Source organism: Synechococcus sp. WH 8101, assembly GCF_004209775.1.
Lineage (GTDB): Bacteria > Cyanobacteriota > Cyanobacteriia > PCC-6307 > Cyanobiaceae > Synechococcus_C.
Map to the genome: position 1 here is coordinate 563,445 of NZ_CP035914.1, position 14,829 is coordinate 578,273.

The 14,829-nt window shown below is 63.4% G+C and carries 20 protein-coding genes and 1 tRNA gene; 12 read left to right on the plus strand and 9 right to left on the minus strand.

The annotated features are described in order from the left end of the window. Positions 1-47 precede the first annotated feature (47 nt). Both SynWH8101_RS02750 and psbM read left to right on the plus strand, forming a co-directional pair. Positions 48-515: a 2Fe-2S iron-sulfur cluster-binding protein gene (locus SynWH8101_RS02750; RefSeq protein ID WP_130128459.1), complete on the plus strand. Its 468-nt coding sequence runs from the start codon at positions 48-50 to the stop codon at positions 513-515. A 59-nt stretch (positions 516-574) separates the two neighbouring features. Beyond that, positions 575-679, plus strand: a complete 105-nt coding sequence (psbM, locus tag SynWH8101_RS02755) for a photosystem II reaction center protein PsbM (RefSeq protein WP_007100550.1) — start codon at positions 575-577, stop codon at positions 677-679. A gap of 32 nt (positions 680-711) precedes the next feature. Here the strand turns inward: psbM and SynWH8101_RS02760 are convergent, their stop codons facing one another. Beyond that, positions 712-1,560: a universal stress protein gene (locus SynWH8101_RS02760; RefSeq protein WP_130128460.1), complete on the minus strand. Its 849-nt coding sequence runs from the start codon at positions 1,558-1,560 to the stop codon at positions 712-714. 53 nt (positions 1,561-1,613) lie between these two features. Here SynWH8101_RS02760 and SynWH8101_RS02765 point away from each other — a divergent pair, with 53 nt between their 5' ends. The 5 genes from SynWH8101_RS02765 to SynWH8101_RS13970 all read left to right on the plus strand — a co-directional run bounded on the left by SynWH8101_RS02765 (position 1,614) and on the right by SynWH8101_RS13970 (position 4,891). Then, complete coding sequence (locus tag SynWH8101_RS02765; RefSeq protein ID WP_130128461.1) at positions 1,614-2,063, plus strand: thioesterase family protein; 450 nt, start codon at positions 1,614-1,616, stop codon at positions 2,061-2,063. Positions 2,064-2,140: 77 nt separating this feature from the next. Continuing rightward, positions 2,141-3,205 (plus strand): DNA-processing protein DprA, encoded by a 1,065-nt coding sequence (locus tag SynWH8101_RS02770; RefSeq protein WP_254428021.1) that lies wholly within the window; start codon positions 2,141-2,143, stop codon positions 3,203-3,205. A gap of 9 nt (positions 3,206-3,214) precedes the next feature. After that, complete coding sequence (gene prmC / locus SynWH8101_RS02775) at positions 3,215-4,114, plus strand: peptide chain release factor N(5)-glutamine methyltransferase (RefSeq protein WP_130128463.1); 900 nt, start codon at positions 3,215-3,217, stop codon at positions 4,112-4,114. A 4-nt stretch (positions 4,115-4,118) separates the two neighbouring features. Beyond that, on the plus strand, positions 4,119-4,736 hold the full coding sequence (locus SynWH8101_RS02780) for an L-threonylcarbamoyladenylate synthase (protein WP_130128464.1): 618 nt from the start codon (positions 4,119-4,121) through the stop codon (positions 4,734-4,736). Then, complete coding sequence (locus SynWH8101_RS13970; RefSeq protein WP_165380903.1) at positions 4,724-4,891, plus strand: hypothetical protein; 168 nt, start codon at positions 4,724-4,726, stop codon at positions 4,889-4,891. Before SynWH8101_RS02780 ends, SynWH8101_RS13970 begins: the two co-directional genes overlap by 13 nt. Positions 4,892-4,910: 19 nt before the next feature. On the opposite strand, the gene SynWH8101_RS02785 is transcribed toward SynWH8101_RS13970, so the two are convergent. From SynWH8101_RS02785 to minC, 5 genes are all read right to left on the minus strand, one after another. Continuing rightward, positions 4,911-4,982, minus strand: a tRNA-Thr gene (locus tag SynWH8101_RS02785). Beyond that, positions 4,973-5,215 carry a response regulator transcription factor gene (locus tag SynWH8101_RS02790; RefSeq protein ID WP_130128465.1) on the minus strand — a complete coding sequence of 81 codons (243 nt, stop codon included), beginning with the start codon at positions 5,213-5,215 and terminating at the stop codon, positions 4,973-4,975. Before SynWH8101_RS02790 ends, SynWH8101_RS02785 begins: the two co-directional genes overlap by 10 nt. A 14-nt stretch (positions 5,216-5,229) precedes the next feature. Continuing rightward, entirely contained in the window at positions 5,230-5,535 is a 306-nt protein-coding gene (gene minE / locus SynWH8101_RS02795; RefSeq protein ID WP_130128466.1) for a cell division topological specificity factor MinE, read from the minus strand. Between the two features lie 4 nt (positions 5,536-5,539). Continuing rightward, the gene (gene minD, locus SynWH8101_RS02800) at positions 5,540-6,355 is read right to left on the minus strand and encodes a septum site-determining protein MinD (RefSeq protein WP_130128467.1); all 816 of its coding nucleotides are present in this window, start codon (positions 6,353-6,355) and stop codon (positions 5,540-5,542) included. Between the two features lie 19 nt (positions 6,356-6,374). Continuing rightward, complete coding sequence (minC, locus tag SynWH8101_RS02805) at positions 6,375-7,082, minus strand: septum site-determining protein MinC (protein WP_130128468.1); 708 nt, start codon at positions 7,080-7,082, stop codon at positions 6,375-6,377. A 106-nt stretch (positions 7,083-7,188) separates the two neighbouring features. Here minC and SynWH8101_RS02810 point away from each other — a divergent pair, with 106 nt between their 5' ends. The 3 genes from SynWH8101_RS02810 to SynWH8101_RS02820 are packed head-to-tail and all read left to right on the plus strand — an operon-like array spanning position 7,189 to position 9,399. Continuing rightward, on the plus strand, positions 7,189-8,208 hold the full coding sequence (locus SynWH8101_RS02810; RefSeq protein ID WP_130128469.1) for a phosphatidylserine/phosphatidylglycerophosphate/cardiolipin synthase family protein: 1,020 nt from the start codon (positions 7,189-7,191) through the stop codon (positions 8,206-8,208). Further along, entirely contained in the window at positions 8,201-8,791 is a 591-nt protein-coding gene (locus tag SynWH8101_RS02815) for a chromate transporter (protein ID WP_254428022.1), read from the plus strand. The genes SynWH8101_RS02810 and SynWH8101_RS02815 overlap by 8 nt, the downstream gene beginning before the upstream one ends. Then, on the plus strand, positions 8,788-9,399 hold the full coding sequence (locus SynWH8101_RS02820) for a chromate transporter (protein ID WP_130128470.1): 612 nt from the start codon (positions 8,788-8,790) through the stop codon (positions 9,397-9,399). Before SynWH8101_RS02815 ends, SynWH8101_RS02820 begins: the two co-directional genes overlap by 4 nt. Here the strand turns inward: SynWH8101_RS02820 and SynWH8101_RS02825 are convergent. Both SynWH8101_RS02825 and ctpZ read right to left on the minus strand, forming a co-directional pair. Continuing rightward, on the minus strand, positions 9,350-10,633 hold the full coding sequence (locus tag SynWH8101_RS02825) for an HD domain-containing protein (protein ID WP_254428101.1): 1,284 nt from the start codon (positions 10,631-10,633) through the stop codon (positions 9,350-9,352). The genes SynWH8101_RS02820 and SynWH8101_RS02825 overlap by 50 nt on opposite strands. Before the next feature lie 4 nt (positions 10,634-10,637). Beyond that, positions 10,638-11,954 carry a carboxyl-terminal processing protease CtpZ gene (gene ctpZ, locus SynWH8101_RS02830; protein ID WP_130128472.1) on the minus strand — a complete coding sequence of 439 codons (1,317 nt, stop codon included), beginning with the start codon at positions 11,952-11,954 and terminating at the stop codon, positions 10,638-10,640. 59 nt (positions 11,955-12,013) lie between these two features. Here ctpZ and petB point away from each other — a divergent pair, with 59 nt between their 5' ends. Together petB and petD are read left to right on the plus strand one after the other, a co-directional pair. Then, the gene (gene petB / locus SynWH8101_RS02835) at positions 12,014-12,670 is read left to right on the plus strand and encodes a cytochrome b6 (RefSeq protein WP_006042106.1); all 657 of its coding nucleotides are present in this window, start codon (positions 12,014-12,016) and stop codon (positions 12,668-12,670) included. 77 nt (positions 12,671-12,747) lie between these two features. Continuing rightward, entirely contained in the window at positions 12,748-13,230 is a 483-nt protein-coding gene (gene petD, locus SynWH8101_RS02840) for a cytochrome b6-f complex subunit IV (protein ID WP_007100533.1), read from the plus strand. Between the two features lie 47 nt (positions 13,231-13,277). On the opposite strand, the gene SynWH8101_RS02845 is transcribed toward petD, so the two are convergent. Beyond that, positions 13,278-14,747 (minus strand): glycoside hydrolase 100 family protein, encoded by a 1,470-nt coding sequence (locus SynWH8101_RS02845; RefSeq protein ID WP_130128473.1) that lies wholly within the window; start codon positions 14,745-14,747, stop codon positions 13,278-13,280. Between the last annotated feature and the right edge of the window lie 82 nt (positions 14,748-14,829).

Sequence of the window (14,829 nt, forward strand, 5' to 3'; positions counted from 1 at the left end):
ATCGAAATCCCTCGATTCACAATGGTGAGGCAGCTGCCCAAGTCGCCATGCCGGTGATCCGATTTGTACGAGAAGGTCGCGACGTGGAGTGTTACCCAGGCGAAAACCTGCGCGAAGTGGCGTTACGGGAAGGGATCGCTCTTTACGGGCTCAAAGGTCAGCTGGGCAATTGCGGCGGCTGTGGACAGTGCATCACCTGCTTTGTGGATGTGCCGGAAGGGGGAGCGCTGGGGGCCCTCTCGCCCCGCACGGCTGTGGAGGAGGCCAAGTTGCGCCGGCGACCCCAGTCCTGGCGGCTGGCTTGCCAGACCCTGGTGGAAGGGTCGGTGTTGATCATGACGCGCCCGCAGACGGGCCTGGCTGATGCTGCGGCCCGGTTGGCCGCTGCTCAGGCGACGCCGTTGCCATCAGGGCCCACCGCCTGGCCGGTCACGCAAGAGCCAGAGGTTTCCTCTGAGGACCAGGAGGTCAGCGCATCGTCGGATGAAGCTGCTACGCCCGGTGACGAGGACTGAGGCAGTCGGCGGGTTGCCGGCCGAACGGTGATACGTTCCGGTGGAATCTTTCAGCGGTCATGGAAACCAACGATCTCGGTTTTGTTGCCAGCCTTCTGTTTGTGCTGGTTCCGACGGTCTTCCTGATCATCCTGTTCATCCAGACCAACAGTCGTCAGAGCTGAGCGGCCCCTGGGCCCGAAGGGGACCGATCCCCTCAGGAACGCTCCGGCTCCCGTACCAACAGGACGGGCGCCGGAGCATGCACGCGGATGTAATCGCTCACCGAGCCTCCCAGCAGTTTGTCGAGATCCACCAGGCCTCGAGCCACGAGGGGTCGGCGATCCTGTGAGGCGATCACCACCAGATCGGCATTCACCTCCTTGGCGGCTTGGCAGACGCCGCGACCCACGTCATTCGCGGTGATGTGCAGGGGGGTCAACGCGACGCCGAAGCTCCTAGCCCGCTGCACCGCCGCATTCAGCAGGCTGTCACTCTTGCTTGCTGCCCCCCTGGTCGGGGCCACGTCCTGACGGGCCACATGCACGCCGGTCAGATGGCCCCCAGGAATGTCGCGCACCATCTCGCAGGCCAGTCGCAGGGCGTCGTCTCCCACGCCGGTGCCATCCACAGTGACCAGCAGCCTGTTCACATGACGGACGTAAAGGTCGTCGCGCACGAGCAGCATCGGGCGAGTCGAGAGCTGGAAGACGTACTGACTGGTGCTGTTGGCCAGGATCGACTGCAGGCGTCCCAGTCCGCGGGAGCCCATCACGATCAGGTCAGCATTGAGTTCATCGGCGACCTTGAGCACGGTCTGCTTCGCATCACCGGAGCGGATGATCGCGTTGACCTCGCTGCGATCGAGGCCCAGGCGCTCGGCGGCCTGAGACAACAGCGCCGCTGCAGCACTCCAGTGCTCATCCGATCCGGATTTGTCCTGTTCCGGCACCACATGCAGCAGGTTGATGCGCGCTGAGCGGAACCCGGGCAGGTCGCGGAGCATCCTCACCATCTCCTCGACGTGACCCTTGCCGGAGTCGGCGATCAGCAGGTTGTTGAACACGGCAGTGCAGCGGCCTTTGCAGCAGCCTATGGCCGATGATCCGCGTCAGAAACATGGTGATTGAGAGCGTTACGACGCCCCCCTGGTGCTGGCGGAAGCGGGTGCTGCCCCAGCACACCGACCATGGTGGTGTGATGTGGCATGGGGCCTACGTGGCCTGGCTGGAGGAAGCGCGTGTGGAGGCCCTGGCTGCTGTGGGCCTGCCCTACGACCGCCTCGCCGCTGAGGGGCTGGAAATGCCGGTGGTGCGCCTGGAGGTGGAGTATCGCCAGGCCCTGCACCATGGCGAGCGGGTGGACCTGGAAAGCTGGGCGCTGGAGCGCCGGGGCGTGCGCTGGCCCTGGGCGAGTCGCTGGCGCCGTGAGGATGGACAGGTGGCAGCGATGGCGCGTGTCGAGCTGGTGCTGGTGCGGCTCGAGGGGGCGCGGCGCACCGTGCTCCGCCAGGCGCCGCCGGCCTTGCGGGAGGCGCTGGAGTGCCTGCAGCGGGGACCGTCCGCATGAGAGGGTGGTACACATGAACTAAGGGGAAGGGATTGGAGGCGCGTGATTGGTGGTGGCTCTGGAGTCGCTGTCCTGGCTTGGGGACCGTTCGCCTGTCGGCGTTGCAGTCACTGGCGACGCAGGATCCAGCCGGCCTGGCTGGTCTCTGGTCTTGGCCGCTGCCACGGCTGCAACGTGCATTGCGTTGGCCAGACTCCCTGACGCAGACGGTCGATGCGTACCGCAGCCGCTGGGGCGCCAGCCCGGCAGTGCGGGCTCCTGACACCGTTCTGATTCCCGGTGATGCCAACTGGCCCCTGGCCCTGGCGGATCTGAAGCGGCCGCCGCCTCTGTTGCACTGGCGGGGCGATGCCGCTCTGCTGCCCACGGTGTCTGCGCGGCAGGCGGTCGCGATCGTCGGCACCCGCCGGCCCTCCAGCCATGGCCTGCGCATGGCGGAAGCTCTCGGCGCAGCGCTGGCGCGGGCGGGTTGGCCCGTGGTCAGCGGCCTGGCTGAGGGGGTGGATGCGGCGGCCCATCAAGGCTGCCTGAAGGCAGGCGGTGCTCCGGTTGGCGTGGTGGGCACGCCCCTCACGCGGGTCTATCCGCCTGAGCATGAAAGGCTGCAGGCGGCCCTGGCGAGCCAAGGGCTGCTGCTCAGTGAACATGGGCCCGAGGCCAGGGTGAGTCGGGCCAGCTTTGCCCTGCGAAATCGGCTTCTGGTAGCCCTTGCCGATTGGGTGGTCGTAGTGGAATGCCCGGAGGGAAGCGGCGCGCTGATTTCAGCCGAGATTGCCCTCGCGATGGAGCGGTCGCTCTGGGTGGTGCCTGGGGATGCTTTGCGTCAGTCGTCCTGCGGCAGCAATCGCTTGCTCACGTGTGGCGCCTGCCCGTTGCTCTCGATCGAGTCGTTTCTCACCGCCCTCGGGCCCGGCCCCTGCGCTGATGGTGCTCAGGCTCCTGCGGTCAGCGGGGGTGGTGGCAGCCATGCCCCCGAGATGCAGGATGAGCCTCTGTTGCGGCTTCTGGAAGAGGGAGCCGGCCTCGATCGTCTGGCTCGGGATCTGGGGCGTCCCACCGGGGTGCTTGCCGAGCAGCTGTTGCAGCTCGAATTGCAGGGGCTGGTGAAGGCGGAAGCAGGGATGCGATGGCGGCTTGTTTAGGTTCAGCCCATGACCCCAGTGGAGCTGAGCGGTAACGAGCTTCTGGCCTGGCGCCAGGCCCAGCTGGCCACAGGCGGCCGTGCTGTGGATCTTGATTGGTTGCTCGATCTGGCCGGTGGCTTGCGTTGGGCCGACCTGCAGGCCTTGCATCTCGATCCGGCGGCCCGTCGGGTGCGGCTCGCCTGCGAGCTCTCCGAGCTTGCCTCGCTCTGGCAGCGCTATCGCCTGCAGCACGAACCGCTCCAGCATCTGGTGGGTCGCTGCCCTTGGCGCGATCTTGAGCTCACGGTGTCGGCCGCCGCTCTGATCCCCAGGCAGGAGACGGAATCTCTGGTGGATCTGGCCCTGGAGCGCTGGCGGGCGGCGCAACCCGGTGCCTCCGCCAAGCCGCTGCTGCGCTGGGCGGATCTGGGAACGGGCTCCGGCGCCCTGGCCGTCGCCCTGGCCCGTGCCTTTCCCCAGGCCAGTGGTCATGCCGTCGACTGCAGCGAAGCGGCCCTGGCGCTGGCGCGCCTCAATCTTGAACAGCATGCGGTTTCAGAACGCTGCAGCCTTCACAGCGGGGATTGGTGGCAGCCCCTGAGGCCCTGGTGGGGTCTGTTGCAGCTCGTGCTCAGCAATCCCCCTTACATCCCAAGTGCTGTGGTCGATCAGCTCGACCCTGTGGTGCGTGAGCATGAGCCTCGGCTCGCCCTTGATGGCGGAGCGGATGGTCTGGCGGCGACGCGCCTGATCATTGCGGGGGCTCCCGAGGCCCTGGCCCCGGGCGGCTGGCTCCTGATCGAGCATCATCACGATCAGAGCGAGGCGGTGCTGGACCTCTGCGCTGCCGCCGGTCTGGACCATCTGAAGGCTGAAACAGATCTGCAGGGTGTGCGCCGCTTCGCGTGTGCGCGTCGGCCATGCTGAGGCGATGACAGCCGCTTCGCCCCTCGCGACCCATCCCAACGACCTGCTCCACCAGCTCCGGAAGGGAGGCGCCGCCATGCTCCCCACCGACACCCTGCCGGCTCTGGCGTCTCTGCCGGAGCATGCCCGGCAGATTTGGCAGCTCAAACAGCGTTCGCTCCGGAAGCCCCTCATTCTGATGGGGGCTGAACCCGAGAGCCTGTTCGCCCATGTGGCCCCCGATGTGCGTGGGGAGGCGGCCGCCTTGGCTTCTTCCCACTGGCCCGGGGCCCTCACGCTGGTGTTGCCCGCCTCCGGCCCGACCGTTCAGCACCTGCACCCGGGGGCGGCCACCCTGGGTCTGCGCATTCCCGATTGTGCGCCCACCCGGCACCTGTTGACCCTCAGTGGTCCCCTGGCGACCACCAGCATCAACCGCTCCGGTGAGCCAGCAGCTCGGTCAGACCGGGAGGCGACGCAGTGTTTCCCGTCGCTCCCCCTGCTGGGCCCCTTGCCCTGGCCGGAGCCCTCCGGACAGGCCAGCACGGTCCTGGCCTGGCTTGGGCCGGGCCGGTGGCAGTTGCTGCGGCAAGGCGCTGTGATGCCGAAAGGTCTGCTGCTTCAGCCTCCATGCTCTGGTTGATCGCCCTGGTGGTGTTGCTCCAGGCCCTGGCCCAGTGGCCCCTGGAGCCGGTGATGCGCCTCTGCACCTCCGTGCTCAATCTCCAGTGGCTACCCTGGCTGCTGGCCCTGATCGGGGTGTGGCTGTTGGCAGGTCGTCCTGGCGAGGAACGTTGACAGGGTGGCCTGAAGCTGAAGCCGGCTAACGGATTTGAACCGATGGCCTTCGCTTTACAAAAGCGCTGCTCTACCGCTGAGCTAAGCCGGCGATAGCGGCAGTGTAACGGTCGGTTCAGCGCCCTCGTTTTGGCTCCGGTCGAGCCGCCAGAGCACCAATTCCAGCCGAGAGCGACAGCCTGTTTTCTCCAGCGCGTGGCTGATGTGGGACTCCACCGTGCGGATGCTTACCACCTGACGTTCAGCGATGGCACGGTTGCTGAGCCCTTGGCTGAGCAGATTGAGGATGATCTGTTCCGTGGGGGTGAGGCGATGGGATGGCAAGGCGTCCTTGGCGACTAATCGAAGGATTCCCCGTTCCTGTCGATGCTCCGTTCGCTCACAGCCAGTGGTCGGCGGATGGGCAGATTGGCAACCAGGGCGGTCACCCGGTCTTCGGTTTCCAGGCTCACATCGCCGTGGTCCAGGTCGATCTCCACATACTTGGCCACCACCTCCAGAATCTCCCGACGCATCTGTTCGAGTAGTTCGGGGCTGAGATCCGTGCGGTCATGGGCCAGCACCAACTGAAGGCGCTCCCTGGCGGTGGTGGCGCTGGCCGGTTGGCGGCCGAGCAGCTTGTCGAGGATGTCGCGCAGGGTCATCGGGTCAGAAGATCTTCTTTTGCATCAGGCGACGGACCTTGGCCCGCAGGCCGCGGCCTTCCTTGGCGGGGTCGATCAGGGGGACATCTTCACCTTGGAGTCGGCGGGCGATGTTGCTGTAAGCGCGAGCGGCCGGAGACTGGCTCCCACTGAGGGTGAGCGGCTCGCCGCGATTGGTGCTCACGATCACCTGCTCGTCTTCCAGCACCAGGCCGAGCAGAGGCAGGGCGAGGATATCGGTGACGTCATCAACTGCGAGCATCTCCTGGTTGGCCATCATTTTCGGCCGCACGCGGTTGAGCACCAGCTGTACGGGGCTGAGCCCCTGGGTGTTGAGCAGGCCGATCACCCGATCGGCGTCGCGGACGGCCGAAACCTCCGGTGTGGTGATCACGATCGCTTCCCGGGCGGCGGCGGCCGCATTCTTGAACCCGTCTTCGATTCCGGCCGGGCAGTCGATCAGCACGGTGTCGAACTGCTTCGCCAGCATGCCCACAATCGACTGCATGTCTTCAGGCTTGAGCCACTCGAGCATGCGCGGATTGCCCGCCGGCAGGAGAGCCAGGTTCGGCTCCTGCTTGTGCTTCACCAGCGCCTGGTCGAGCCGGCAGCTTTTGGCGAGCACCTCTTGGGCGGTGTAGACGATCCTGTTTTCCAGGCCGAGAAGGAGATCCAGGTTGCGGAGGCCGAAATCGGCATCGAGCACCACGGTCTTCTGACCCTGGCGTGCCAGGGCGATACCGAGGTTGGCGGTGAGCGTGGTTTTACCCACTCCTCCTTTGCCGGAGCAGATCAGGATCGTTCGCGAGATGGACGCCACGGGCTCCCGGGAAGTCGGGTCAGCCTAGAGGTGGTCTGGGCATCTGAGCATCTGCCGCTTCAATCACAATCTCTCCCGCATCGAGTCGGGCCTGTTCGGCCAGTCCGGGCTGGGGGCGTTCTTCAGGACCGCGCGCCACGGTGTCGGCGATGCGCAGCTGCAACGGTCTGAGTTGTAGTGCCACGATCCGTGCTCCTTGATGGCCGTGAACGCCCGCGTGGGCACTGCCACGCAGGCGTCCCCACACGAGCACGTCGCCGCCGGCGGTCACCCTGGCGCCAGGATTGACATCCCCCAGCACCAGCAGGTGCCCCTGGGTGGTGAGGTGATCACCGGACCGCAGGGTGCCGCGATGGAGGCGGAGGCTGTCATCGGGCTGGGCCTCTTCCGCCGGCTGGTTTTGATCTGGCTGGTCTGGGGGCCCCTGCTTCGATGGCTCGATCCAGCGCGTGGGAAGGCCGAGAGCGTGGCCACTCACCACCGTGTCGATGCTCTGAGCCTCCAGGCAACGGATCGGGTGACCCGCTGCTTCGAGTTCGCTCAGCAGTTCCAACAGCTCACGTCCGCTCAAGGCCCAGTCGGCGCAGACCAGATCCACCGGCCCAGGCGGAAGCCTTGAGAGCGCGGCAGGCAGGGCATCGCGCCAGTGGAGCGTGCGCTGGCTGGGCAGCGTCAGCACCGGGTGGCGCTGGGCGGGAACCGGTGACTGGGCATCGGGCGCGTGCATGGTCCAACGCTAGAGCTGATCTTGTCGTTGAGGCTCGCGCCGATGAGAATGGAAGGGTTCTTGTTCAACAACGTCGGCGCACCTCGCCGTGCGGCCGTTGCTTCTCATGACGATGCTTGAAGGCCTGGCTTGTGATGTCAGGCACCCTCATCAACGGCTGATTGTGATGCCGAATGATGGGGCGGAAGCGGTGCTCGGTTTAATTGCTCTGGCGCAGCGTGAGTTGCTGCTCAAGCAGTTCAAGCTGGAGTCTCCTGAGGTTCTGCAGGCGCTGGACGATGCCCATGCTCGTGGTGTTCGCGTGCGCGTGATGTTGAATCCCCATACCTCAGGAGGAACGCGTTGGAATGACAGCGCCTTTGAGCGTTTGCAGGCTGTTGGTGTTGACGTGGCCTGGACCAGCGATCGATTCCCGGTGACCCATGAAAAGTCAATGGTGATCGACCGCAAGGAGGTTTTGATTTCGACCTTTAATTTGTCCAATAAGTATTTCACGCAGACACGTGATTATGGGATCGTCACCTTTGCGACTGAGGTCGTGGAGCAGGTGATCGCCTGTTTTGAGGCTGATTGGGAGCGTCGCGAGTTTGAGCCGGATCTCACGACCGGCTTGTTCTGGAGTAATCAGTACAGCCGAGGCCAGATCGCCCACTTGCTTGATGAAGCGGAAGAAACATTAGATATTCAGCATCCCAAGTTTGTCGATGCCGTGATTCTTGATCGCGTGATCAAAGCCAGGGAGCGGGGTGTGAAGGTTCGGGTGTTGTGCGGCGGCAAGCATGGCATCAGTGACTGGGATATTTACGACACCTTTTCGTCGTTGCGAATCATGCGTCATGCCGGCGTTAAGATTCGCCGGCAGAAGCATTTGAAGCTCCACGCCAAGTTGATTCTTGTGGATGGCCGCTATGCCCAGACCGGTTCCATGAATCTGGATCGCAGTGCGTTTGATGTGCGCCGAGAATTGGGTGTTGGCAGTGACGCTGAGGATGTGCTGATGCGCCTGAAGCGCATTTTTGAGGCTGACTGGGATGAGGCGCATGCCTATGAGGCGCCCGATCCTCTCGATCCAGCCGCTCACGATGACGGTGAATTAATTCCTGATCCCGAGTTTGTTCATGAGTGATCTATCCGGGCTGTTGTCTGATTCTCATACGAAGCCCACGCTCCGTCAGCTCTTCATCGGCATGATGCAGGTGGCCTTGTCGTCTTTCGGCGGCGGCTTGTCGGCCTGGAGTCAGCGCATCGTGGTGGAGCAGCGCCAGTGGATGACCAACGAGGCGTTCATTACAGGCCTCACGGTTGCGCGTCTGTTTCCTGGCCCCAATCAAGTCAATATGGCGGTGTATATCGGCACAGCCTTCCGAGGTTTGCCCGGTGCGGTGGCTGCCTTGGCGGGGCTGTTGTTGGTGCCCTTCACGCTGTTGACAACGGTCGGCTTGCTCTACTTTCAGTTCCACACCATCCCCGCTGTGGACAGGGTGCTGGCTGGTGTGGTGGCTGCAGCTGCAGGCATGGCCCTCTCCATGGGCTTCAAGATCCTCCATGAGTATTGGCGCGACCGGATGGCTTTGCTGCTGGCGCTGGTCACCTTCGTGGCGTTGTCAGTATTCCGGTTTCATCTCATTCCTGTGGTTCTCGTTCTTGGACCCTTGGCCATGGCCTGGTATTGGCCGCGTCAACAACAGCAGGGAGATCCGGCTCCATGATTATGACCCTGGAGGGCTGCTTCCATTGGTTGGCGTGCGCGCCGAGGCCGGATGGCCCGATCGCTGAGCTGCTGCGCATGGCCTGGCAATTTCTATCCTTATCTCTGTTTTCCCTCGGTGGCGGCAACACGCTGCTGGCCGCGTATCACCACCTCAGTGTGGAGCAATTCTGTTGGCTCACCAACAACCAATTTGCCGATATTTATGCTCTTGCCGAGGCGGCGCCAGGTCCCAGTTCCATGATTGCCGGTTTGATCGGCATGAGTTCTGCCCTTGGCGAGGGTCTGCCCTGGGAGCTTGTGTCGGCCTACACGGCTGAAACAGCCCTGCTGTTGCCCTCCACCCTGGTGATGATCGTGGCCTGTCTGGGCTGGAAACGGTTTTCGCATTCACCCTGGAGAGTGGCCTTTGAGCGGGGGATGGGCCCGGTCACCCTGGGAATTCTGTTTTCCGTTGGCCTCAAAATCCTTCGCACGGCAGACAACAACATTGGCGGTTATCTTGTTTCCGTGATTGTGTGTGTGCTCATGTTGCGCACGCGCATTTCCCCTCTGTGGTTCATGGCTGTCGCCGGGGTGCTGGGGGCGTGGGGCCTGAATCAACGCTGAGCATCGCGTTGTTCAGCGCTGGGCTGATGCTGCCGGGATGGATCAACCAGGCCGTCTCCTCGGGGGTGGAGAGGCTGTTCACCAGAGCTGAACACTGCTCGAGCGCCTGCAGGCGATGGCCGTCCCAGAGACGCAGCCCGCCCCGGTAAGGGTGGTAACCACGCAGCTGCTGATGGCGCAGCCCGCAGGTCAGCGCCGGATCCAGACCCTCCTGCTCCGCCAGTTGTCGCGCCAGGGCGAGCAATTCCAACTGGGCCCCTGAGGCGAGCTGATTCACCGGCATCGCCTTGAGCAGCCGGCGATGCAGAAATCGCTGGCAGAGTTCCGCCAGGGGAGGCGGCGCCTCCTCGCTCCAGCGCAGCAGGTGATACCCGGTGCGCAGGTCGTCGTTGGCCTCGAAGCTGTCGAGATCCAACGCCTGGGGATTCCAGAGCCAGCGGGCCATGGTGCTGTCGCTCCACACCCGTTCCGGCCCCAGTTGGCGCGCGGTGCGGATCAGTTGCTCCAGCAGCCAGTTGCACACCACGTTCAGGCGGTGGTTGTACACGCTGCGATACATCAGATTGCGCACCACCAGGTAGTGCTCCACGGCCATCAGGCCTTTGGGGTGGATCGCCAGCGCACCATCGGGCGCCAGGGTGAGGGCGGAGAGGATCCGTTCCAGATCGAGTTGGCCGTAGCGGGTGCCGGTGCTGTAGCTGTCGCGAAGCAGGTAATCGAGGCGATCGCAGTCGAGTTGGCTGCTCACCAGCGCCTTAATCACCGGCCGTTCGGCCTGGCCATGGAGCAGGAGATCGGCCACCGCTTCAGCGGTTCCGTGCCCCACTTCATCGAGGATCTTGCGAATCTCCGGGTGGTCGCGCACCAGTCGCGCCGACCAGGTCTCATGGCGCAGGCCAAACATCTCCTCCCCTGTGTGACTGAGGGGGCCGTGGCCGAGATCATGGAGGAGGGCCGAGGCGTAGAGCACTGCGCGTTGGGCCTCCAGGCTGGGATCACGTCTGATCAGCCGCTCAAAGGCCTGGCGGGCGAGGTGAAAGACCCCAAGCGAATGGGTGAAGCGGCTGGATTCGGCGCCATGGAAGGTGAGGAAGGCCGGCCCGAGCTGACGGATGCGCCGCAGGCGTTGAAACGGTCGGCTGTCCACCAGGGCCAGCACCATGGCCTCTGCCGGCTGGTCGCCATCGAGGCGAATGCTGCGGTGGAGGGGGTCATGGAACGTTCGGCTGCCCATCGGATCAGCCGGCTTCGAGGGCTGCAAGCGCCGCATCAGGATCAGCCGGAGCTTCGTCCAGGGATTGGGTGGTGGTCTCCCGATCCAGCAGCGAGTCCATGAACCGTTCGGCGTCGAGCAGCCAGCGATCGCCCTCCCCGCCTGGATTGAGCGGTTCCGGTTGATCGAGAAGCCGCTCGGGTTCGATCCCCTGCCCCTGGATGTCGCGACCACTCGGGGTCACATAACCCGCCACGGTCACCGCCAGGCCGCTGCCGTCACTGAGATGGGTGAGCGTCTGGATCAGGCCTTTGCCGAAGGTGCGGCCGCCGAGCAGTGGTGACCGTCCATCGTCCTGAAGCGCTCCCGCCAGAATTTCACTGGCGCTGGCTGTGCCCCCGTTCACCAGGGTCACCATGGGGCCGTCGTAGAGGGTTCCCGTTCCTGCCTGGATTGGGTCCGCGATTCCATCCCGATTGCGGGTCTCCACGATCGGCTGGTTGCTCAGGAAGGCATCGGCCACGCTCAAGCCCGCACTCACCAGGCCACCGGAATTGTTCCGCAGATCCAGCACCAACCCCTCGATTCCCTTGTCCGAGAGTTCTTGCAGCGCTTCGTGCACCTGATCGGGCACCCCGTCGCTGAATTGGGTGATGCGTAGATACCCGAGGGTGTGAGTGTCGCTGCGCAGACGGCGGGTGCGCACGGGGCGAAGATCCACATGGCGTCGCTCCAGGGTCACCTCCTGCTCCGCACCGTTAGGGGTCTGGAGCTGAAGTACCACCTGGGTGCCAACGTCACCGCGTAAGCGGGCCGCGGTGGCCTCCAGGCCGAGGCTGTCGGTGGATTCGCCGTTTACGGCACACACCAGGGTGCCGCTGGTGATCCCGGCATCGGCAGCGGGTGACCCCTCCAGAGGGGCGATGACCACGACGCGCTCATCCTCCCGTCGGTGCCCCAATTGCAGACCCACGCCACTGAGACTGCCTTCGTTGCTCGCCTTCATGGCGTCGTAGTCGGTCGGTCGCAGCAACCGCGTGTAAGGGTCCCCGATCGGAGCCAGCATTGCGTCGATGGCGTTGTAGGCCTCGTTGCTGGTTTGAATCGATCCCTCCAGGGCCTTCTGGCGCAGCCGGCGCCAGTGGATCTGATCGAAGCGGGCTGGGTCGACATAGCTCTGGTTCACGAGCTTCCAGCTCTCCACCACCAGCTGCTGGGCGTCGTTGAGCGCCAGAGCCGGATGGGCGGCCATCAGGCTGGTCAGCATCAGGCCAATCAGGGCAAAAGCCAGATGCCGCAAGGGGTTAGCCCAACGGTTAACAGTCGGCAACATCGGCTTCATCGCGGACGCGGTCGCTGGAACGTGTTCAGTAGACTCTCGCAATCCAAGCCCACCTCTGCATGGCGAACTCCTCACCCGTCTACGACTGGTTCCAGGAACGTCTTGAAATCCAAGACATCGCTGATGACATCAGCAGCAAGTACGTGCCCCCCCACGTCAACATCTTCTATTGCCTGGGCGGCATCACCCTGGTCTGCTTCCTGATCCAGTTTGCGACTGGATTTGCGATGACCTTCTATTACAAGCCCACGGTGGCTGAGGCTTACAGCTCGGTTCAGTATCTGATGACCGACGTCAGCTTCGGTTGGCTGATTCGCTCCGTGCACCGCTGGAGCGCTTCCATGATGGTGTTGATGCTGATCCTGCACGTCTTCCGCGTGTATCTCACCGGTGGCTTCAAGCGTCCCCGCGAACTCACCTGGGTGACGGGCGTCACCATGGCCGTGATCACCGTGTCCTTTGGTGTGACCGGGTATTCCCTCCCTTGGGATCAGGTGGGTTACTGGGCCGTGAAGATTGTGTCGGGTGTGCCTGCTGCCATTCCTGTGGTGGGTGACTTCATGGTTGAACTGCTGCGCGGTGGTGAGAGCGTCGGTCAGTCCACGCTGACGCGCTTTTACAGCCTCCACACGTTTGTGATGCCTTGGTTGCTGGCCGTGTTCATGCTGATGCACTTCCTAATGATTCGGAAGCAGGGCATCTCCGGTCCCTTGTGATTGATTGCATTCGCTTCACAGTTTGAAGCGGATACCGAACTGCTCCTTCTACCGTTCGTACAACTCCGTCCTGCATCATGCACATCCTCAAGAAGCCGGATCTCACTGATCCCAAGTTGCGGGCCAAGTTGGCCAAGGGCATGGGTCACAACTATTACGGCGAACCCGCCTGGCCTAATGATCTGCTCTATATCTTCCCTGTCGTTATCCTGGGAACGATCGCCTGCATCGTGGGTCTGGCTGTTCTCGATCCCGCCATGCTGGGCGACAAGGCTGATCCCTTCGCCACCCCTCTGGAAATCCTCCCCGAGTGGTACCTCTACCCGGTCTTCCAGATTCTGAGGGTTGTTCCGAACAAGCTCCTCGGAATCGCGCTCCAGACCTTGGTTCCCTTGGGTTTGATGTTGGTGCCTTTCATTGAGAGCTTCAACAAGTTCCAGAACCCGTTCCGTCGTCCGGTTGCCATGGCGGTCTTCCTCTTCGGAACGGTCACCACGATCTATCTCGGCATCGGTGCAGCCCTGCCGATTGATAAGTCTCTCACCCTCGGTCTGTTCTGATCCAGGGCCTCGATGGTTTCGCTGCCCGGCTGAAAGCCGGGCTTTTTTTATGGCTGCTGGGTGCTCGGTTGCAGCTCCTCGAGATCGAGCAGCTCCACATCGTCGGGATTGACCCGGAGAAAGTGGTGAAGCAGCAGAAACCCCACGATGGTCCAGGTCTGGTAGGTGCGTGACTGCTGTCCAACCCAGGTGCCGGTGGGGCCATCAAAGTATTCGGCCCACTGCTGACGGGGCAACTGATTGAGGTGGCTCCAATAGCTCTCCTCCAGGAGTGCTTTCATCTGGCCCATCAACAGCACATCCGCGTGAGGGTTGCGCCGTTCATGCAGCAGGATCGAGGCGCCGAAGAACCAGAGCAAACTCGGCCAGTGGCCACCGTTGTGGTAGCTCCAGGGCCAGTTTTTCGGATCCGATCCGGTTTTGTTCTGCCACTCGAGCCCATCCATCGGTGGATGACAGATCCGCATCGGCATCTGTGCCATCAGATGGTCGCGGTTGTGGAGCACCAGTCGGAACAGGGCGCGCTGCTGCGGACTGGTGAGCAGGCCGAAGAGGCAGCCGAGCGAGTTGCCAAGGCTGTAGAAACGGAAATCGGGTCGGCCTGTCCGCATGTTGCCGATCAGGTAGCCGCCCCGGTTTTCCAGCCAATCCTGCAGCCAGTCGGGAATCACCTGAGGCTGCACGTTGAATTCATTCTGATGTTGGTTCTCGCCGTACTGCTCGGTGGGGCGCCGGCGCAGCACTTGCATGGTTTTGCTGGTGACCCAGTAGTGCTTGAGCAGAAAGCGCCGTAGATCATGCACCCATTGGCGCGTCAGCACCAGGCGTTGGTCCAGCAGGCGGCTTTTGTGCTGGCTCCGCGACAGCTCCATCAGCTGGATGCAGCTGCGTAGAGAGCCGAAGAGCAGCACCTCCACTTCCAGGGGCGCTCCCCACACGTCCATGGGACGGTCGATCATGAAGGCGCAATCGGGAACAAACAGCACCGGTGTGCCCTCGAAGGTGGGATGCAGCACCAGATCGAGCAGGAGTTGGATCCCGCGTTGCACCTTCTGGCTCGACCCGAAGGCGTGATCACCACTGTGTTTCACGTACAGCCAGCAGAGCACCGGCCACCAGAGGCTGGCGTCCACGGAAGTGATCCGCCCGATGGAGCGCTGGCCGTAATCGGCGATCAGCTCCTGGTTTTCCTCCACAAAGCTGGTCGGGAACACGCCACGGGTTTGGTATGTGGTGCTCTGAAGGTCCAGGCACACACTCAGGAACTGCCGCACCACCTCGAAGCGCCTCTGGGTGAGCAGGTAGACCATCACCGGCACGTTGTCGCGCAGGAATATTTCGCCGTAATTGAGGGCGCCATCAAGGCTGGGGTGTTCCAGGGCAGCGACGCTTCCCGCCAGGGATCCCGCCACGGGCACCAGGGTGCGTTCGAAATGTTCCCGGGCTTTTTGCACCACCTGGTCTTCCTTGGAGCTTGGCCGTACCCGTTGGTGCTGCTGGCTGAAGCGTCCTGCCATGGTGTTTCCACTCACCTCTCCTGTCAGGACCCTAGTGATTGCAGGCGATCTGGCCAGTGGAAGCAAGTCTGGAGATCTGCCC